General features: G+C 74.5%; 12 protein-coding genes. All 12 read left to right on the top strand.

Annotated elements, in window-relative coordinates:
• Positions 1-16 precede the first annotated feature (16 nt).
• The 12 genes from OG550_RS07395 (at position 17) to cobA (ending at position 16,268) form a co-directional block, all read left to right on the top strand.
• Complete coding sequence (locus OG550_RS07395) at positions 17-565, top strand: arginine repressor (RefSeq protein WP_030395991.1); 549 nt, start codon at positions 17-19, stop codon at positions 563-565.
• Between the two features lie 214 nt (positions 566-779).
• Entirely contained in the window at positions 780-1,973 is a 1,194-nt protein-coding gene (locus tag OG550_RS07390) for an argininosuccinate synthase (protein WP_327675809.1), read from the top strand.
• Positions 1,974-2,096: 123 nt separating this feature from the next.
• Positions 2,097-3,530 carry an argininosuccinate lyase gene (gene argH, locus OG550_RS07385; protein WP_327675807.1) on the top strand — a complete coding sequence of 478 codons (1,434 nt, stop codon included), beginning with the start codon at positions 2,097-2,099 and terminating at the stop codon, positions 3,528-3,530.
• Positions 3,531-3,643: 113 nt separating this feature from the next.
• Complete coding sequence (locus tag OG550_RS07380) at positions 3,644-3,901, top strand: RNA polymerase sigma factor (RefSeq protein ID WP_327675805.1); 258 nt, start codon at positions 3,644-3,646, stop codon at positions 3,899-3,901.
• 490 nt (positions 3,902-4,391) lie between these two features.
• A complete protein-coding gene (locus OG550_RS07375) occupies positions 4,392-4,892 on the top strand; it encodes a GNAT family N-acetyltransferase (RefSeq protein WP_327675804.1) in 501 nt (166 codons plus the stop codon).
• Positions 4,893-5,451: 559 nt separating this feature from the next.
• On the top strand, positions 5,452-6,477 hold the full coding sequence (locus OG550_RS07370) for a methionine ABC transporter ATP-binding protein (RefSeq protein WP_327675802.1): 1,026 nt from the start codon (positions 5,452-5,454) through the stop codon (positions 6,475-6,477).
• On the top strand, positions 6,474-7,220 hold the full coding sequence (locus tag OG550_RS07365; protein ID WP_327675800.1) for a methionine ABC transporter permease: 747 nt from the start codon (positions 6,474-6,476) through the stop codon (positions 7,218-7,220). Before OG550_RS07370 ends, OG550_RS07365 begins: the two co-directional genes overlap by 4 nt.
• Before the next feature lie 57 nt (positions 7,221-7,277).
• A complete protein-coding gene (locus tag OG550_RS07360) occupies positions 7,278-8,105 on the top strand; it encodes a MetQ/NlpA family ABC transporter substrate-binding protein (protein ID WP_327675798.1) in 828 nt (275 codons plus the stop codon).
• Positions 8,106-8,315: 210 nt separating this feature from the next.
• A complete protein-coding gene (locus tag OG550_RS07355; RefSeq protein WP_327675796.1) occupies positions 8,316-8,954 on the top strand; it encodes a GNAT family N-acetyltransferase in 639 nt (212 codons plus the stop codon).
• Positions 8,955-9,178: 224 nt separating this feature from the next.
• On the top strand, positions 9,179-10,504 hold the full coding sequence (cbiE, locus tag OG550_RS07350) for a precorrin-6y C5,15-methyltransferase (decarboxylating) subunit CbiE (protein WP_327675794.1): 1,326 nt from the start codon (positions 9,179-9,181) through the stop codon (positions 10,502-10,504).
• 591 nt (positions 10,505-11,095) lie between these two features.
• Entirely contained in the window at positions 11,096-14,902 is a 3,807-nt protein-coding gene (gene cobT / locus OG550_RS07345; RefSeq protein ID WP_327675792.1) for a nicotinate-nucleotide--dimethylbenzimidazole phosphoribosyltransferase, read from the top strand.
• Between the two features lie 106 nt (positions 14,903-15,008).
• Positions 15,009-16,268, top strand: a complete 1,260-nt coding sequence (cobA, locus tag OG550_RS07340) for a uroporphyrinogen-III C-methyltransferase (protein WP_327675790.1) — start codon at positions 15,009-15,011, stop codon at positions 16,266-16,268.
• Positions 16,269-16,325 lie beyond the last annotated feature (57 nt).

Genomic DNA, 16,325 nt, shown 5'->3' with positions numbered 1-16,325 from the left:
CCGGGAGAATAATCACATGACCGTTCCCCACTCCGGCCAGCCCGCCGCCGGCCCGACGCCGCAGGTCCCGCAGACCCGCACCGCGCGCCACCGGCGGATCGTGGACCTGCTCACCCGCCAGCCCGTGCGCTCGCAGAGCCAGCTCGCCAAGCTGCTCGCCGACGACGGACTGGTGGTCACCCAGGCCACCCTCTCCCGGGACCTGGACGAGCTGGGCGCGGTGAAGATCCGCAACCGGGACGGCGCGCTGATCTACGCCGTCCCGGCCGAGGGCGGCGACCGCACCCCCCGCGCACCGATGGGGGAGTCCGCCACCGAGGGCCGGATGGCCCGGCTGGCCGGCGAACTCATGGTCTCCGCCACGGCCTCCGGCAACCTCGTCGTGCTGCGCACCCCGCCGGGCGCGGCCCAGTTCCTCGCCTCGGCGATCGACCAGGCGGAGGTGTTCGAGATCATCGGCACCATCGCCGGTGACGACACCGTCCTGCTGATCAGCCGGGACCCGGCCGGCGGCCAGGCCCTCGCGGACCACCTGATGCAGTTGGCCCAGGCGAAGGCCCAGTAGCGACACCCCCTCCTGTGGGCCCGGTACCCCCGGGCCCACAGTCGTATCCGCGAGCCCCCCGCGGCGCGCCCACGGGGCCTCCGCGGCGCGTCCGCACCCCCTCCGGGGCCACCTCCGAGAACGCTCCGGGCAAGCGTTTTGAGTTTCATACGGAGTAGTGCATACTTATGCCTATCGCCGTAAGCCTGTTCGCACAGTTGTGAAGGAGAAAGCCGTGACCGAGCGCGTCGTACTCGCCTACTCGGGCGGTCTGGACACGTCCGTCTGCATCGGCTGGATCGCCGAGGAGACGGGCGCCGAGGTCATCGCCGTCGCCGTCGACGTCGGCCAGGGCGGCGAGGACCTGGACGTCATCCGCCAGCGGGCGCTGGACTGCGGTGCCGTCGAGGCCGAGGTCGCGGACGCCCGCGACGAGTTCGCCGACGAGTACTGCCTCCCGGCCCTCAAGGCCAACGCCCTCTACCAGGGCGAGTACCCCCTGGTGTCCGCCCTCTCCCGGCCGGTCATCGTCAAGCACCTGGTCGCCGCCGCGCAGAAGCACGGCGCCACCACCGTCGCCCACGGCTGCACCGGCAAGGGCAACGACCAGGTCCGGTTCGAGGTCGGCATCAACTCGCTGGCCCCCGGCCTGAAGTGCATCGCCCCGGTCCGCGACTACGCGATGACCCGGGACAAGGCCATCGCCTTCGCCGAGTCCAAGGGCCTGCCGATCGCCACCACCAAGAAGTCCCCGTACTCGATCGACCAGAACGTCTTCGGACGGGCCGTCGAGACCGGCTTCCTGGAGGACATCTGGAACGCCCCGATCGAGGACGTCTACGAGTACACGCAGAACCCGGCCACCCCGCGCGAGGCCGACGAGGTGGTCATCACCTTCGACGCCGGCGTCCCCGTCGCCGTCGACGGCCGCAAGGTGACCGTCCTCCAGGCCATCGAGGAGCTCAACAAGCGGGCCGGCGCCCAGGGCATCGGCCGGCTCGACATGGTCGAGGACCGGCTCGTCGGCATCAAGTCCCGGGAGATCTACGAGGCCCCCGGCGCGATCGCCCTGATCACCGCCCACCAGGCGCTGGAGAACGTCACCCTGGAGCGCGAGCTGGCCCGCTACAAGCGGCAGGTCGAGCAGCGGTGGGCCGAGCTGGTCTACGACGGCCTCTGGTTCTCCCCGCTCAAGCGCGCCCTGGACGGCTTCGTCGACGAGGCCAACCAGCACGTCTCCGGCGACATCCGGATGGTCCTGCACGGCGGCCGGGCCGTCGTCAACGGCCGGAAGTCCGACCAGTCGCTGTACGACTTCAACCTCGCCACCTACGACACCGGCGACACCTTCGACCAGTCGATGTCCAAGGGCTTCATCGAGATCTTCGGGCTCTCCTCGAAGATCGCCGCCCGGCGCGACCTCGGCTGACGGGCCACCTCCCCCCGGTCCCGGCCGCGCCCACCCCCGCGGCCGGGGCCATCCCCCCCGAACACCCCGAACCACCCCCCGAACCACCCCTCCCGAACCCTCCCGTGCAAAGGAGCCCGTGCGATGTCCGCCGACCAGACCACCTCCGGTGGCGACGTCCGCCTCTGGGGCGCCCGCTTCGCCGACGGCCCCTCCGAGGCGCTGGCCAAGCTCTCCGCCTCGGTGCACTTCGACTGGCGCCTCGCGCCGTACGACATCGCCGGCTCCAAGGCCCACGCCCGCGTCCTGCACAAGGCCGGCCTGCTCTCCGACGGGGAACTCGCCGGCATGCTCGACGGGCTCGACCGGCTGCTCGCCGACGTCGACGCCGGCACCTTCACCGGCACCATCGCCGACGAGGACGTCCACACCGCCCTGGAACGCGGCCTGCTGGAGCGGCTCGGCCCCGACCTGGGCGGCAAGCTGCGGGCCGGACGCTCGCGCAACGACCAGATCGCCACCCTCTTCCGGATGTACCTGCGGGACCACGCGAAGATCATCGGCGGGCTGGTCCTCGACCTCCAGCACGCCCTGGTCGGCCTCGCCGAGGCCCACCCGGACACCGCGATGCCGGGCCGCACCCACCTCCAGCACGCCCAGCCCGTCCTCTTCGCCCACCACGTCCTCGCGCACGTGCAGGCCCTCGGCCGGGACGCCGAGCGGCTGCGCCAGTGGGACACCCGCACCGCCGTCTCCCCCTACGGCTCCGGCGCGCTGGCCGGCTCCTCGCTCGGCCTCGACCCGGAGGCCGTCGCCGCCGAACTCGGCTTCGAGCGCGGCTCGGTCGGCAACTCCATCGACGGCACCGCCTCGCGGGACTTCGTCGCCGAGTTCGCCTTCGTCACCTCGATGATCGGGATCAACCTCTCCCGGATCGCGGAGGAGGTGATCATCTGGAACACCAAGGAGTTCGGCTTCATCACGCTGCACGACGCCTTCTCCACCGGCTCGTCGATCATGCCGCAGAAGAAGAACCCGGACATCGCCGAACTCGCCCGCGGCAAGTCCGGCCGGCTGATCGGCAACCTCACCGGCCTGCTCGCCACCCTCAAGGCGCTGCCGCTCGCCTACAACCGGGACCTCCAGGAGGACAAGGAGCCGGTCTTCGACTCCTGCGACACGCTGGAGGTGCTGCTGCCCGCCTTCACCGGCATGATGGCCACCCTCACCGTGCACCGGGAGCGGCTGGAGGAGCTCGCCCCGGCCGGTTTCTCGCTCGCCACCGACATCGCCGAGTGGCTGGTCAAGCAGGGCGTGCCGTTCCGGGTCGCGCACGAGGTGGCCGGCGCCTGCGTCAAGGAGTGCGAGGTCCACGGCATCGAACTCGCCGACCTGACGGACGAGCAGTTCGCCGCGATCTCCGGCCACCTGACGCCCGAGGTCCGCACCGTGCTGAACGTCCACGGCGCCATCGCCTCCCGCAACGGCCGGGGCGGCACCGCCCCCAGCGCCGTCGCGGTCCAGCTGGCCGAGGTCAAGGCGGACCTGGCGGCCCAGCAGGAGTGGGTCCAGGGCTGACACCCGGTCACCGGTCCGGGGGAGGGGCGCGACGGTCCGACCGTCGCGCCCCTTTCGCGCGGACGCGACCGGACGGGCGTAACCGGCCCGGCCCGCACCCGGTCATCCACGGTATGTGCACCAACCTCCCGTACGTCCCCTCCGCCGAGGACGAGGTCCTCGCCGAGCTGCGACGCCGCCTCGTCCGGGAGGCGGTGGCCGCGCTGCCCGGCCGCTGCCCGCAACTGGTCGCCGCCCTCGCCGAGGACCCGCCGCCGACCTACCGCGAACTCTCCGAACGCCTCGGCATGCCCCGCGGCTCCATCGGACCGACCCGCTCCCGCTGCCTCGCCTGCCTCCGCGCCCGCCTCCACGCCGAGCGCTACGCCTGACGGCGGGGCGCCGCGCCCGGCCGGACCCCGGCCCTCCCGCCCGTCCCCGTCCCGCCGTCCCCCCCCGCCGTCCCCGTCCCGTCGCTCCCGCCCCGCCGGCCGGGTCCGTTCCGGCTCCGGCCCCGGCCCCGCCCCGGACCCGGCGGGCGTGACGCCCGCCACGTTCCACCCCCGTCCGCGCCCTCCCGGCCGCGCCCGACCCGCCGCCGCCGGGCGTGACCCTCGCCACGTCCGGCGGCCGGGAGGTTGAGGACAGCTGACGCGCGGGTAAGGCGCTGGCGAACGTAGCTCTTGACGGTGGCGCGGTCACTCGGATACTGACCGTGAGCACGCCGCCGGCGGCGCGGACCTCACCAGGGACGCGCGGCTGGTACGTTCGTGCGCCACCCCCGGCTCGGGAAGACCCCCGGCCGGGACATCTCCGGCAGGGCATCCGGTGCGACACCCTCACGTTCGCGCGCCGGGCACAACGATGGGGAGGCCCCCGCACATGGGCATGAGCGTGATCATCTCGACCGCCGAGGCGGAGGACGCGGAGCAGATCCTCAAGCTCCAGTACCTCGGCTACCAGACCGAAGCCGAGCTCTACGGCGACTGGGCCATCGAGCCCCTGACACAGTCCCTGGAGAGCCTGCGCGCCGAACTGACCGAACAGCACTTCCTGGTCGCCCGCCTCGGCGGCGAGATCGTCGGGACCGTGCGCGGCCGGCTCGGGCCCGACGGCGTCGGGCGGATAGGGCGCCTGGTCGTCCACCCCCGGATGCAGCGGCACGGTCTCGGCGGCCGACTGCTGGAGGCGCTCGAACGCCGCCTCGCCGAGGACGGCGCGGTCACCGCGTACCGGCTGTTCACCGGCCACCGCAGCCTGGGCAACCTGCGCCTGTACGCCCGCCAGGGCTACCGGCAGACCGCCGTGGAGAAGGTCAGCGGCCGGCTCAGCCTGGTCCGCCTGGAGAAGGCCGCGGTGAGCGAGCTCGCCGCCACCGCCTGACCCCCCACCCGCAGCCCTCCCGACCGGCGTCGCCATCATTCGGACCACCGAAGGCGACGCCGGTCGACGTTTCCGCAGGTGAGAGCGGTAAGTGTCCGCATTGCGGACAGAAGGTCCAAATAGTTGGGACCAAATCGACCCATCTGATTTACTGGCTCACATGACTGCGACGACGAAATGGACCCCCACCGGCACCCTGCCGGCAGGTGAGAGTGCCATGTGCCGTCGAATGTGTCACCGCTGAGGGCCACCGTCCCTCCCCCTCGCCACCGGCCGGGGGACCACACCTCGCGCCCCGAAGCGAGACCCGGCCGCTCCCGTCCGAGTGAGCGAGCCCAGCCTGCCGTCACCACCCCCTCCATCCGCCTGCCCACCCACGGGCGGGTGGCCGATCACCGTTGACACGTAAGGGCCACGCCGTCGCGCGGCCCGGCCGTCCAACGGCGACGATCAAGGGGTGGCAGGTCCGGACCCCCCTGGCGCAACGCCGTCCACGTCGCCGACCGCAACCCGGTCCGGCGGCCGCACGCCGCCCCGCCCCCGACCCACGGAAGCAGCTGTGATCACCACCACGGACCTCACCAAGGTCTACCGCTCCAGCGGCCGCGAGGTGACCGCCCTCGCCGGCGTCGACCTCCACGTCCGCCCCGGCGAGGTCTACGGAGTCGTCGGCACCAGCGGTGCCGGCAAGTCGACCCTCATCCGCTGCGTCAACATGCTGGAGCGGCCCAGCTCCGGAACCGTCACCGTGGACGGCGTCGAACTCACCGCCCTCCCCGGCGGCGAGAACCGCGCCGGCAAGGAACTGCGCGAGGCCCGCCGCGGGATCGGCATGGTCTTCCAGCACTTCAACCTGCTCTCCTCCCGGACCGTCCAGCAGAACGTCGAGCTCTCCCTGGAGATCATCGGACTGGACCGCACCGAGCGCCGCCGCAAGGCCGCCGAACTGCTCGACCTCGTCGGCCTCGGCGACAAGGCCCGCAGCTACCCCGCCCAGCTCTCCGGCGGCCAGAAGCAGCGCGTCGGCATCGCCCGCGCCCTCGCCGGCGACCCCAAGGTGCTGCTCTCCGACGAGGCCACCTCCGCGCTCGACCCCGAGACCACCCGGTCGATCCTCAAACTGCTGCGCGACCTCAACCAGCAGCTCGGCCTCACCGTCCTGCTGATCACCCACGAGATGGACGTCATCAAGTCCGTCTGCGACTCCGCCGCCCTGATGCGCGGCGGCCGGGTCGTCGAGTCCGGCGAGCTCACCGACCTGCTCGCCAAGCCCGGCTCCGAACTGGCCCGCGAACTCTTCCCGCTCAGCGAGTTCGGCACCGGCCACCCCGGCAGCACCGTGCTGGAGATCACCTTCCAGGGCGACAGCTCCGCCCGGCCCTTCGTCTCCCAGCTCGCCCGCACCTACCAGATCGACATCAACATCCTCGGCGCCGCCGTCGAGACCATCGCCGGCCGCATGGTCGGCCGGATGCGGGTCGAACTCCCCGGCTCCCGCGCGGACAACGTGGTGCCGATCGGCTTCCTGCGCGAGCAGGGCCTGCAGGTCGACGTGATCGAGACGGCGAACGGAGCGGCGGCATGACCTGGGACCAGATGCAGGAACTGATGTGGCCCGCCACCTGGGAGACCCTCCAGATGGTCGGCGTCTCCACCGCCGGCACCGTGCTGCTCGGCCTCCCCCTGGGCGTCCTCCTCGTCCTCACCGACAAGGGCGGCCTGCTGCAGAACCGGCCGGTCAACAAGGTGCTCGGCGCCGCCGTGAACATCGCCCGCTCGGTGCCGTTCATCATCCTGATGATCGCCCTGATCTCCTTCACCCGCTGGCTCGTCGGCACCTCCATCGGCTGGGAGGCCGCCACCGTGCCGCTCACCATCGGCGCGATCCCCTTCTTCGCCCGCCTGGTCGAGACCTCGATCCGCGAGGTCGACCGCGGCCTCGTCGAGGCCGTCCAGGCCATGGGCGGCTCCACCTGGACCATCGTCCGCAAGACGCTGATCCCCGAGGCCCTGCCCGCCCTCGTGGCCTCCGTCACCACCACGGTCATCACCCTGATCAGCTACTCCGCCATGGCCGGCGTCGTCGGCGGCGGCGGCCTCGGCACCCTCGCCATCAACTACGGCTACTTCCGCTTCGAGACCGCCTTCATGTGGATCATCGTCGCGGAGCTGGTGATCATCGTGACCGTCGTCCAGCTGATCGGCGACCGGGCCGTCCGCGCCCTCGCCGACCGCGGACGCACCGGCGGCTGGACCCGCCTGCTCGGCCCGCGCGGCCGCACCCCCGCCGCCCCGGCCACCCCCGACGAGGACCTCGTCGCCCCCTGACCTCCCGACGTCCGAACCCGGACCCGGCTCCCCGAAACACGCAGAAAGGCACTTTTCGTGCGCAACGCCCTGAAGTTCACCAGCGTCCTCGCCACCGCCGGCATCGCCCTCTCCCTCGCCGCCTGCAGCAGCGACGGCGGCTCGGCGTCCTCCGACCCGAACGCCGCGCTCACCGTCGTTGCCAGCCCCACCCCGCACGGCCAGATCCTCAAGTACGTCAAGGACAACCTCGCGGAGAAGGCCGGCCTCAAGCTCAACATCAAGGAGGTCACCGACTACGTGACCCCCAACACCGCGGTGCAGGACGGCTCGGCCGACGCCAACTACTTCCAGCACGTGCCGTACCTGGAGGACTTCAACAAGAAGCACAACACCCAGATCGTCTCCGTCGAGACGGTCCACCTGGAGCCCCTCGGCCTGTACTCCAAGAAGGTCAAGGCCGTCGGCGACCTCAAGGACGGCGCCACCGTCGGCCTGCCCAACGACGCCACCAACGAGGGCCGCGCGCTCAAGCTCCTCGCCGACAACAACCTGATCACCCTCAAGGCGGGCGTCGGCACCGCCGCCACCCCCGCCGACGTCACCGGCAACCCCAAGAACCTCAAGTGGAAGGAGCTGGAGGCCGCCCAGCTGCCCCGCTCCATCGACGACCTCGACGCCGCCGTGATCAACGGCAACTACGCCCTCGACGCCGGCCTCAAGCCCGCCACCGACTCGCTGCTCCTGGAGAAGGCCGAGGGCAACCCCTACGCCAACATCCTCGCCGTCAAGCAGGGCAAGGAGAACGACCCGCGGGTCAAGAAGCTCGCCGAGCTGCTCCACTCGCCCGAGGTCAAGCAGTACATCCAGACGACCTTCAACGGTTCCGTCATCCCGGCGTTCTGACGCCGGCGCGCCGAACCGCGCACCGACCCGTCCCGCCGGACCCACACCGGGCCCCCGCCGCACCCTGGCGGGGGCCCGGTCGGGCAGTATGCACCAGTGACGGTCCGACAGGCCCGGATCTGACGTACCGTCGTGCGGTCCGCGCACCGCGTGACACCCGGGCACCGGCGAGGCGTACGGTGTGTCCACGACCCGGCGAGGAGAGACGGCATGGCAGCGAGCTTCCCCGAGACCGCCATCAGCACCGAACGGCTGCTGCTGCGCCCGCTTGCGGAGGACGACGCCCCCGGCCTGGCCACGATGATGGCCGACGAACTCGTCCTGGCCTGGACCGACCTCCCGCACCCCTTCACCGAGTCCTACGCCGCCGACCTGGCCCGCAGCCTCGCCCCCGCCCACCGGGCCGCCGGCCGCGGCATCGTCTTCGCCGTCACCGAGCACCTCACCCAGCGGCTGGTCGGCCTCGTCGAACTGCGCCACACCGACTGGCGGCTGCGCTCCACCGAGATCGCCTACGTCACCGCCGCCTGGGCCCGCGGCGAGGGCTACGCGCCGGAGGCCGTCCTCGGCGTCGCCCAGTGGCTCTTCGAGGACCGCGGCTTCCTCCGCCTGGAGATGCGCACCGCCGCGGGCAACACCGCCGCCCAGCAGGTCGCCCAGAAGATCGGCGGCATCAGCGAGGGCGTCCTGCGCAGCGCCTGGATAGTGCGCGGTGAATCCGGCGAGGTGGTGCAGGAGAGCCGCAGCGACCTCATCCTGTGGAGCCTGCTGCCGGAGGACATGGAGAACCCCGAGGCCGACGCGGCCCAGGCCTGGCCGGGCGACCACCGCTACGTCCTGCGCGACTGACCCGACCGCACCCCGGGCCCGGCGCCGCCCCGGCCCCGCCGCAACCGTCCCGCCCCGTGCCGTTCCGTCCCGCCCCGTGCCCGGACGGGCCTCCCCTTCGCGCGGACCGGCGGACATGTGTGCGAGATGTCGGCGCCGAGGGGACCGCACCCGGTAGCCTCTCCACGGCGCCGAACGCGGGCGCGGCTTGTCGGCGTACGGATGGCGAGGGAGAACAGCCGCAGATGGCTGACCGGATCACGGTCATCGGGTGGGACGGCACACCGCTGACCGAGGCCGCCGGCGCGGCACTCGCCGCAGCGACCCTGGTCGCCGGCGCCCCCTACCAGCTCAAGGCCCTACCGGTGCCGCCCGCCGCCGAACGCATCGCCCTCGGCAGCATCCAGCTCGCCGCCCGCCGGATCGCCCGACACCGCGGCGCGGCCGTCGTCATCGCCGAGGGCGACCCGGGCTTCTTCGGCGTGGTGCGCACCCTGCGCCGCCCCGAGTACGGCCTCGAACTGGAGGTCCTGCCCGCCGTCTCCTCCGTCGCCGCCGCCTTCGCCCGGGCCGGCATGCCCTGGGAGGACGCCCAGGTGGTCAGCGCCCACGGCGGGCGCCTTCGCCGGGCCGCCAACGTCTGCCGGGCCAACCCCAAGGTCGCCGTGCTCACCGCGCCCGGCGCGGGGCCCGGCGAACTCGCCCTCATGCTCCGCGGCGTGCACCGCACCTTCGTGGTCTGCGAGGCACTCGGCACACCTGACGAGGACGTCACCGTACTCACCTCCGACCGGGTCGCCGACCACGTCTGGCGCGACCCCAGCGTGGTCCTGGTGATCGGCGGCAGCAGCAGCGGCGGCGGCCCCGGCGGCGGACCGCAGGCCGACACGGCCACCGCGGCCGCCGGCTGGCTCGCCGGCCGCCCCGTCGGCTTCCCCGGACCGGACCGCGGCTGGGCACTCCCGCCCGACGCCTACACGGGCGCGGAGCGCACCGAGAACGCGCCCGGCGCACCCGACACGCTCCCCGCGCACGTCCGCGCCCTGGTGCTGGCCCGGCTGGGCGCACGCCCGGGCGACCTGCTCTGGTCGGTGGGCGCCGGCATCGGCGCGCTCGCCGTGGAAGCCGCCCGCTTCGGCGCCGCCGTCGTCGCCGTCGAGGCCGACCGGACGGCCTGCGCCCGGCTCGCCGTCAACGCCCGCCGCTACGGCGTCGAGGTGGAGATCGTCCAGGGCCACGCACCCGAAGTGCTCGGCGGCCTGCCGGAACCGGACGCCGCGGTGGTCGAGAACGGCGGACCGGACGTGGTGCGCGCCGTGCTCTCCCGCCGCCCCGAACGGGTCGTGGCGGTCGCCCGCACCCTCGCCGAGGCCGAGGAGGTCCGCCGGGCGATCGCCGAGGCGGGCTACCGCGCGGACGGCGCACTGCTCCAGTCCGCCCCGCTGCTCGCCCCCGTCACCGGACCTGGCGCCGCGTCGGCCGCCACCGGGGCGGCGGACACCGGCCGCGGGCTGCGCCTCGGGGTGGGTGATCCGGGCGCCTTCCTGCTCTGGGGTGAGCAGATCGTGTGAAGACGGGGCGCCGCCGGACGGCGGTCCCGCCGGGGCCGGGTGCCGGTTCCGAGGGCCCCGGCCGTCACCGGCCCGACCCGTGCGCTCCGTGCGCCCGTCCCGCCCGGAGGGGTGCGACGCCGCCGCGGGAGCGGCCGCGACCCGTCCGACGGTGATCCAGGTCGCATCCGGACACCGATTCGAGAGGCGGTGCCGCCGGGCCGGTAGTGTGGCGTCCGGGACGGCTGCGGCGTTCGGCAGCCCGCCCGATCCGGTCGGTTTGTCGCCTTTTTGACGTGGCGCAGGCCGGTACGGCTCGGAGTGTGGGCAATTCGACGGGCCGCCTGCCGGACCTGGAGAATGCCGTAGGGTCCGGTGCGGTCGTGCCGGTTGCCCCGGCTTGTCGTTGTTTCAGATGACGCGCCGCCCCTCGCGGGTGGTGGCGGGCCGGGGTGCCGCAGCGCGCCGGAAGGACTTCGGCCGCAGCGCCTCGGCGCGGCGGCCATGTGTGGTTGAGGGGCGGGCCGGTGCAGGCCCGGCCCGTGCGGATGGGCGCTGCGGTCGGTGATCGCGTCGCCAAGGGCGCGGCAGCGGCCTGGAAGGAGCTTTGACATGACCGATGGCGGCCACGTCCCGAACGAGGGACTGCCGGAGCACCTGCTCGCCGGGCCTGACCCGCTCGGCGGCCCGGAGGGCGTCGCGGCTGTCGCACCCGTGCAGGGCGTCGCGATGGACGGTGCGGTCCCCGGACAGCTGATCCCGAACCACGGGATGCCCGGCACCGGCCTCCCCGGCGCGGTGCCCCCCGGCGCGGGAGTCCTCCCGCCGCAGGGCATCCCCGGCCAGGTCCAGCCGCTCGGCGCACCCGGCTTCGCCCAGGCCCCGGGCGTGCCCCTCGGGACCGGAGCGCCGGGCACCGTCGGCGACGGCTGGGCCGTCGACCCGGGCGCCCCGCGCCCCGCCTTCCACTTCCTCGACCAGCCCGACCAGCCGGACGGGCTCGACGACGAGGACGACGTCCTGCTCATGCCCGGCCCGCAGGGCTCCTGGGGCGAGCCGCCCGCACCCCTCGGCGCCGACCAGCAGGCCGCGCCCGGCACCCCGGTCGAGCCGTCCTGGCCGCCGCTGGACCCGCCGCCGCTCGGCGCCGACCCGGCCGCCCACCAGGCCCACGGCGCACCGCAGGCCGCGTTCCAGGCGCAGGCCGCCCCGGTCCAGCAGGGCCCGGAGGCCGCGGCCGCCCAGGCACCGCGCCGCCCGCTGCACGCCGGACCGCCGATCCCGGACCCGTCCCTGATGACCGGCCAGGTCCCGGTCCGCTCGCTCGCCGACCGCGGCCCCTCGCAGGGCGCCACGCCCGCGCACGGCATTCCGGTGGTCCCGGCCGCCGTCCAGCCGGAGCCGCAGTCCGCCCCGTTCGTGACGGTCCAGCCGCTCCAGCCCGCGCAGCCCGTGCCGCCGGTGGCGGCCCAGGACGTCCAGCCGCTGCCGGAGGCCGCGTCGCAGCCGCAGCCCGTGGAGGCCGCGGCCGCGCCGGTCGAGCAGCCCGTCGAGCCCCTGCCGGCCGAGGCCGCGCCGGTCGAGCCGGTACCGGTCGAAGCCGCCCCGGTCGTCGAGACCGTGCCGGTCGTCGAGGCCGTGCCGACCGAGGCCGCCGCCCCGGCGACCCCCGTCGAACCGGCACCGGGAGAGGGAACGGCCGCCGTCGCCCAGCCCGTCCCGGTCGAGCCGGCGGCCGCCCCGGCCGCCGACACGGCGGTTCCCGAAGCCCCGGCGGCCGCCGCACCGGCAGCCACCGTCGCACCGGCCGCCGCCGAGGCGGTCGCCGCCGAGCCCGTGCCGGTCGAGGCCCCCGCCGCCGAGCAGCCCGTCGCCGAGCAGCCCGCCGCCCCGGTCGGGCAGCCCCGTCGGATCTCCGCGTTCCTCGCCGCGCCGCCGCCGCACGTCCTGCCCCAGGTCGAGGCGGTGGAGCAGTCGGCCCCGGCCGTCGCCGAGGACGAGGCCCAGCAGTCCGCCCCCATAGCGCCCGCCGGGCAGCCCGCCCCCGAGGCCGCCGCCCAGGCCCCCGAGGCCGACCCCGCCGTCGACCCGGCCACCACGGTCGAGCCGACGGTCGGTGCGCCCGTCGTGGGTACGCCCGTCGCCGGTGCACCCGTCGAGACCCCGGAGGCCGCCGCGGCGACCGCCGTGGGCACCGGCGAGATGCCGTCCGGCCAGCCCGTCGCGCCCCCGGCCACCGCCCAGGCTCCGACGGACGCCGCCCCGGCCGACGCGGTCGCGCCGGTCGAGGCCGGTGCACCCGCCGAGGCGGCCGACCAGGCCGACGCCGCGCAGCCGGCCGCCCCGGTCGAGCAGGCGGACGCCGTCGAGCAGCCGGCCGCTCAGGCCGCGGAGGCCGAGGCCCCCGCCGAGTCCGAGCAGGCCGCGCCGGAGGCCCCCGCCACCGAGGCCCCCGCCGTGGAGGCCCCGGCGACCGAGGCCCCCGCGACCGAGCAGGCCCCCGAGGCCCCGGCGGCCGAGACCGCCGCCGCCGAGGACCACGCCCCCGCGAGCGCCGCCGCCGAGCAGCAGCCCGCCGAGGCCGGTACCGACGCCGTCGGCACCCCCGACGCGGCCGCCGAGCCGACCGAGGACGCCGAACCGGCCGAGCCCGCCGAGCCGCGCGGCCCGGCCGCCGCCGGCTACGACGACGCCGGCCGCGAGGCCGTCCACCAGGTCATCCGCGAGCGCCGCGACATCCGCAACGGCTTCCGCCCGGACCCGATCCCGCACGAGGTGCTGATCCGCGTTCTGGAGGCCGCCCACACCGCACCCAGCGTCGGCTACTCCCAGCCCTGGGACTTCGTGGTCATCCGCTCCGCCAAGACCCGCCGCAGGATGCACGAACTGGCCGAGCGCCAGCGCGAGGCGTTCGCCGACTCGCTCCCCAAGGGCCGCGCCAAGCAGTTCAAGGAAATCAAGATCGAGGCGATCCTGGAGACGCCCGTCAACATCGTGGTGACCGCCGACCGCACCCGCGGCGGCCGCCACACCCTGGGCCGGCACACCCAGCCGCAGATGGCCCCCTACTCGGCCGCCCTCGCGGTCGAGAACCTCTGGCTGGCCGCCCGCGCCGAGGGGCTCGGCGTCGGCTGGGTGAGCTTCTTCGACGAGGAGGAGCTGGTCCGCGAGCTCGGCCTGCCCGAGCACCTGGAGGTCGTCGCCTACCTGTGCGTCGGCTTCGTCGACGCCTTCCCGGACGAGCCCGAGCTCCAGCAGCAGGGCTGGGCCAAGAAGCGCCCGCTGTCCTGGGTGGTCCACGAGGAGCAGTACGGCAACCGCGCGCTCCCCGGCGAGGAGCCGCACAGCGTGCTCTCCGAGACCCTGCGCGGCATCCGCCCGCTGGACGCCAAGGCACTCGGCGAGGCCTGGGACCGCCAGAAGCGTATGACCAAGCCGGCCGGCTCGCTCGGCATGCTGGAGATCATCTCCGCCCAGCTCTCCGGCCTCTCCCGCAAGTGCCCGCCGCCGATCCCGGAGCCCGCCTGCGTCGCGGTCTTCGCCGGCGACCACGGCGTGCACGCCCAGGGCGTCAGCCCCTGGCCGCAGGAGGTCACCGCCCAGATGGTCGGCAACTTCCTGGCCGGGGGAGCGGTGGTCAACGCCTTCGCCCGGCAGATCGGCACCGAGGTCTGCGTGGTCGACGTCGGCGTCGCCGCCGAGCTGCCGGACGCGATCCAGCAGGGCCGCACCACGGGCCTGCTCCCGCGCAAGGTCAAGCCGGGCACCGACGACATGACCAAGGGCCCGGCGATGACCCGCGAGGAGGCCCTCAAGGCCATCGAGGTCGGCATCGAGACCGCCCGCGACCTCGTCGCGGCCGGCAACAAGGCACTGGTCACCGGCGACATGGGCATCGCCAACACCACCGCCTCCGCCGCCCTGATCTCGGTCTTCACCGGCCTCGACCCGGCCGAGGTCACCGGCCGCGGCACCGGCATCGACGACGAGACCCACGCCCGCAAGATCGAGGTCATCCGCGCCGCGCTGGCCCTCCACCAGCCGGACCCGGCCGACCCGATCGGCGTCCTCGCCGCCGTCGGAGGCCTGGAGCACGCGGCCATCGCCGGCTTCCTGCTCGGCGCCGCCTCGCTGCGCACCCCGGTGATCCTGGACGGCGTGATCGCCGGCTCGGCCGCGCTCGCCGCCAAGGCGATCGCCCCCGAGGTGCTGGCCGCCTGCATCGCCGGCCACCGCTCGGCCGAGCCCGGCCACCAGGCCGCGCTGACCAAGCTGGGCCTGCGTCCGCTGATCGACCTCGACCTGCGGCTCGGCGAGGGCACCGGAGCCCTGCTGGCCCTGCCGCTGGTGCAGAGTGCGGCCCGCGCGATGCACGATGTAGCCACCTTCGATTCCGCCGGGGTCACCGAGAAGGCCTGACGCCCACCCGCACCGCTCCGTGCACCGGCCCGAGGGCGCGCCGGTCCGCGGAGCGGTGCGGCGGCGTACCCCGACACCACCCTCACCCGATCCAGGAGCACCGCCGATGACCGCGCCCACCCCCCACCCCAGCACCGAGGGCCGCACCCCGTACCCGGTCGGCCTGCTGCTCGCCGGCCGCCGCGTGGTGGTGGTCGGCGGCGGTCACGTCGCCCAGCGGCGGCTGCCCGCCCTGCTCGCCACCGGTGCGGACGTGCATCTGATATCCCCCGCCACCACCCCGGCCGTCCAGGCGATGGCCGACGCGGGCGAGCTGACCTGGCACGAGCGGCCCTACCGGGACGGTGACCTCGCCGGCACCTGGTACGCGCTGGTCGCCACCGACGATCCCGCGGTGAACGCCGCCGTCAGCACCGAGGCCGAGCGCGAGCGGGTCTTCTGCGCCCGCAGCGACGACGCCTCGGCGGCCACCGCCTGGACGCCCGCCAGCGGGCGCGACGCGGGCGCCACCGTCGCCGTCCTCACCGGGGACCCGCGCCACTCCGCCGCCCTGCGCGACTCGATCGTGGAGGGGCTGCGGGACGGCTCGCTCGCCGCCCGCCAGTACCGTGCGCGCGGCGCGGGCGTGGCGCTGGTCGGCGGCGGCCCGGGCGACCCGGACCTGATCACCGTCCGCGGCCGCCGGCTGCTCGCCGACGCGGACGTGGTGGTGGCCGACCGGCTGGCCCCGCGCGAGCTGCTCGCCGAGCTGCCGGAGCACGTCGAGGTGATCGACGCGTCGAAGATCCCGTACGGCCGGTTCATGGCCCAGGAGGCGATCAACCGGACGCTCGTCGAGCACGCCAAGGCCGGGAAGTTCGTGGTCCGGCTCAAGGGCGGCGACCCGTACGTGTTCGGGCGGGGCGGCGAGGAGCTGCTCGCGTGCGCGGAGGCCGGGCTGCCGGTGACGGTCGTCCCCGGCATCTCCAGCTCGATCAGCGTTCCGGCGGCGGTCGGGGTGCCGGTCACCCACCGGGGGATGACGCACGAGTTCACCGTGGTCTCCGGCCACGTCGGCCCGGACGACGAGCGCTCGCTGACCAACTGGGAGGCGCTCGCCGGGATGACCGGCACGCTGGTGCTGCTGATGGCGGTCGACAAGATCGGTGCGATCGCGGCCCGGCTGATCGAGGGCGGGCGCGCCGCCGACACCCCGGTCGCCGTCGTCCAGGAGGGGACCACCGCCGCCCAGCGCCGTGTGGACGCCACCCTCGCCACGGTGGCCGCCACCGTCGCGGCCGAGCGGATCAAGCCCCCGGCGGTCATCGTGATCGGCGACGTCGTGAACGTCCTCGCCCCCGCGACCCCCGCCCCCACCCACTCCTGAGCCGTCCGGGCCCCCGGACCGCCCTCGCAGAAGCTCTTTGCAAACACACGGTGTTTG

It is taken from the genome of Kitasatospora sp. NBC_00458 (genome assembly GCF_036013975.1).
In the GTDB taxonomy this organism is placed as follows: Bacteria; Actinomycetota; Actinomycetes; order Streptomycetales; family Streptomycetaceae; genus Kitasatospora.
The sequence above is the reverse complement of the archived record's forward strand: the minus strand, read 5'-3'. Positions and strand labels throughout refer to the sequence as shown.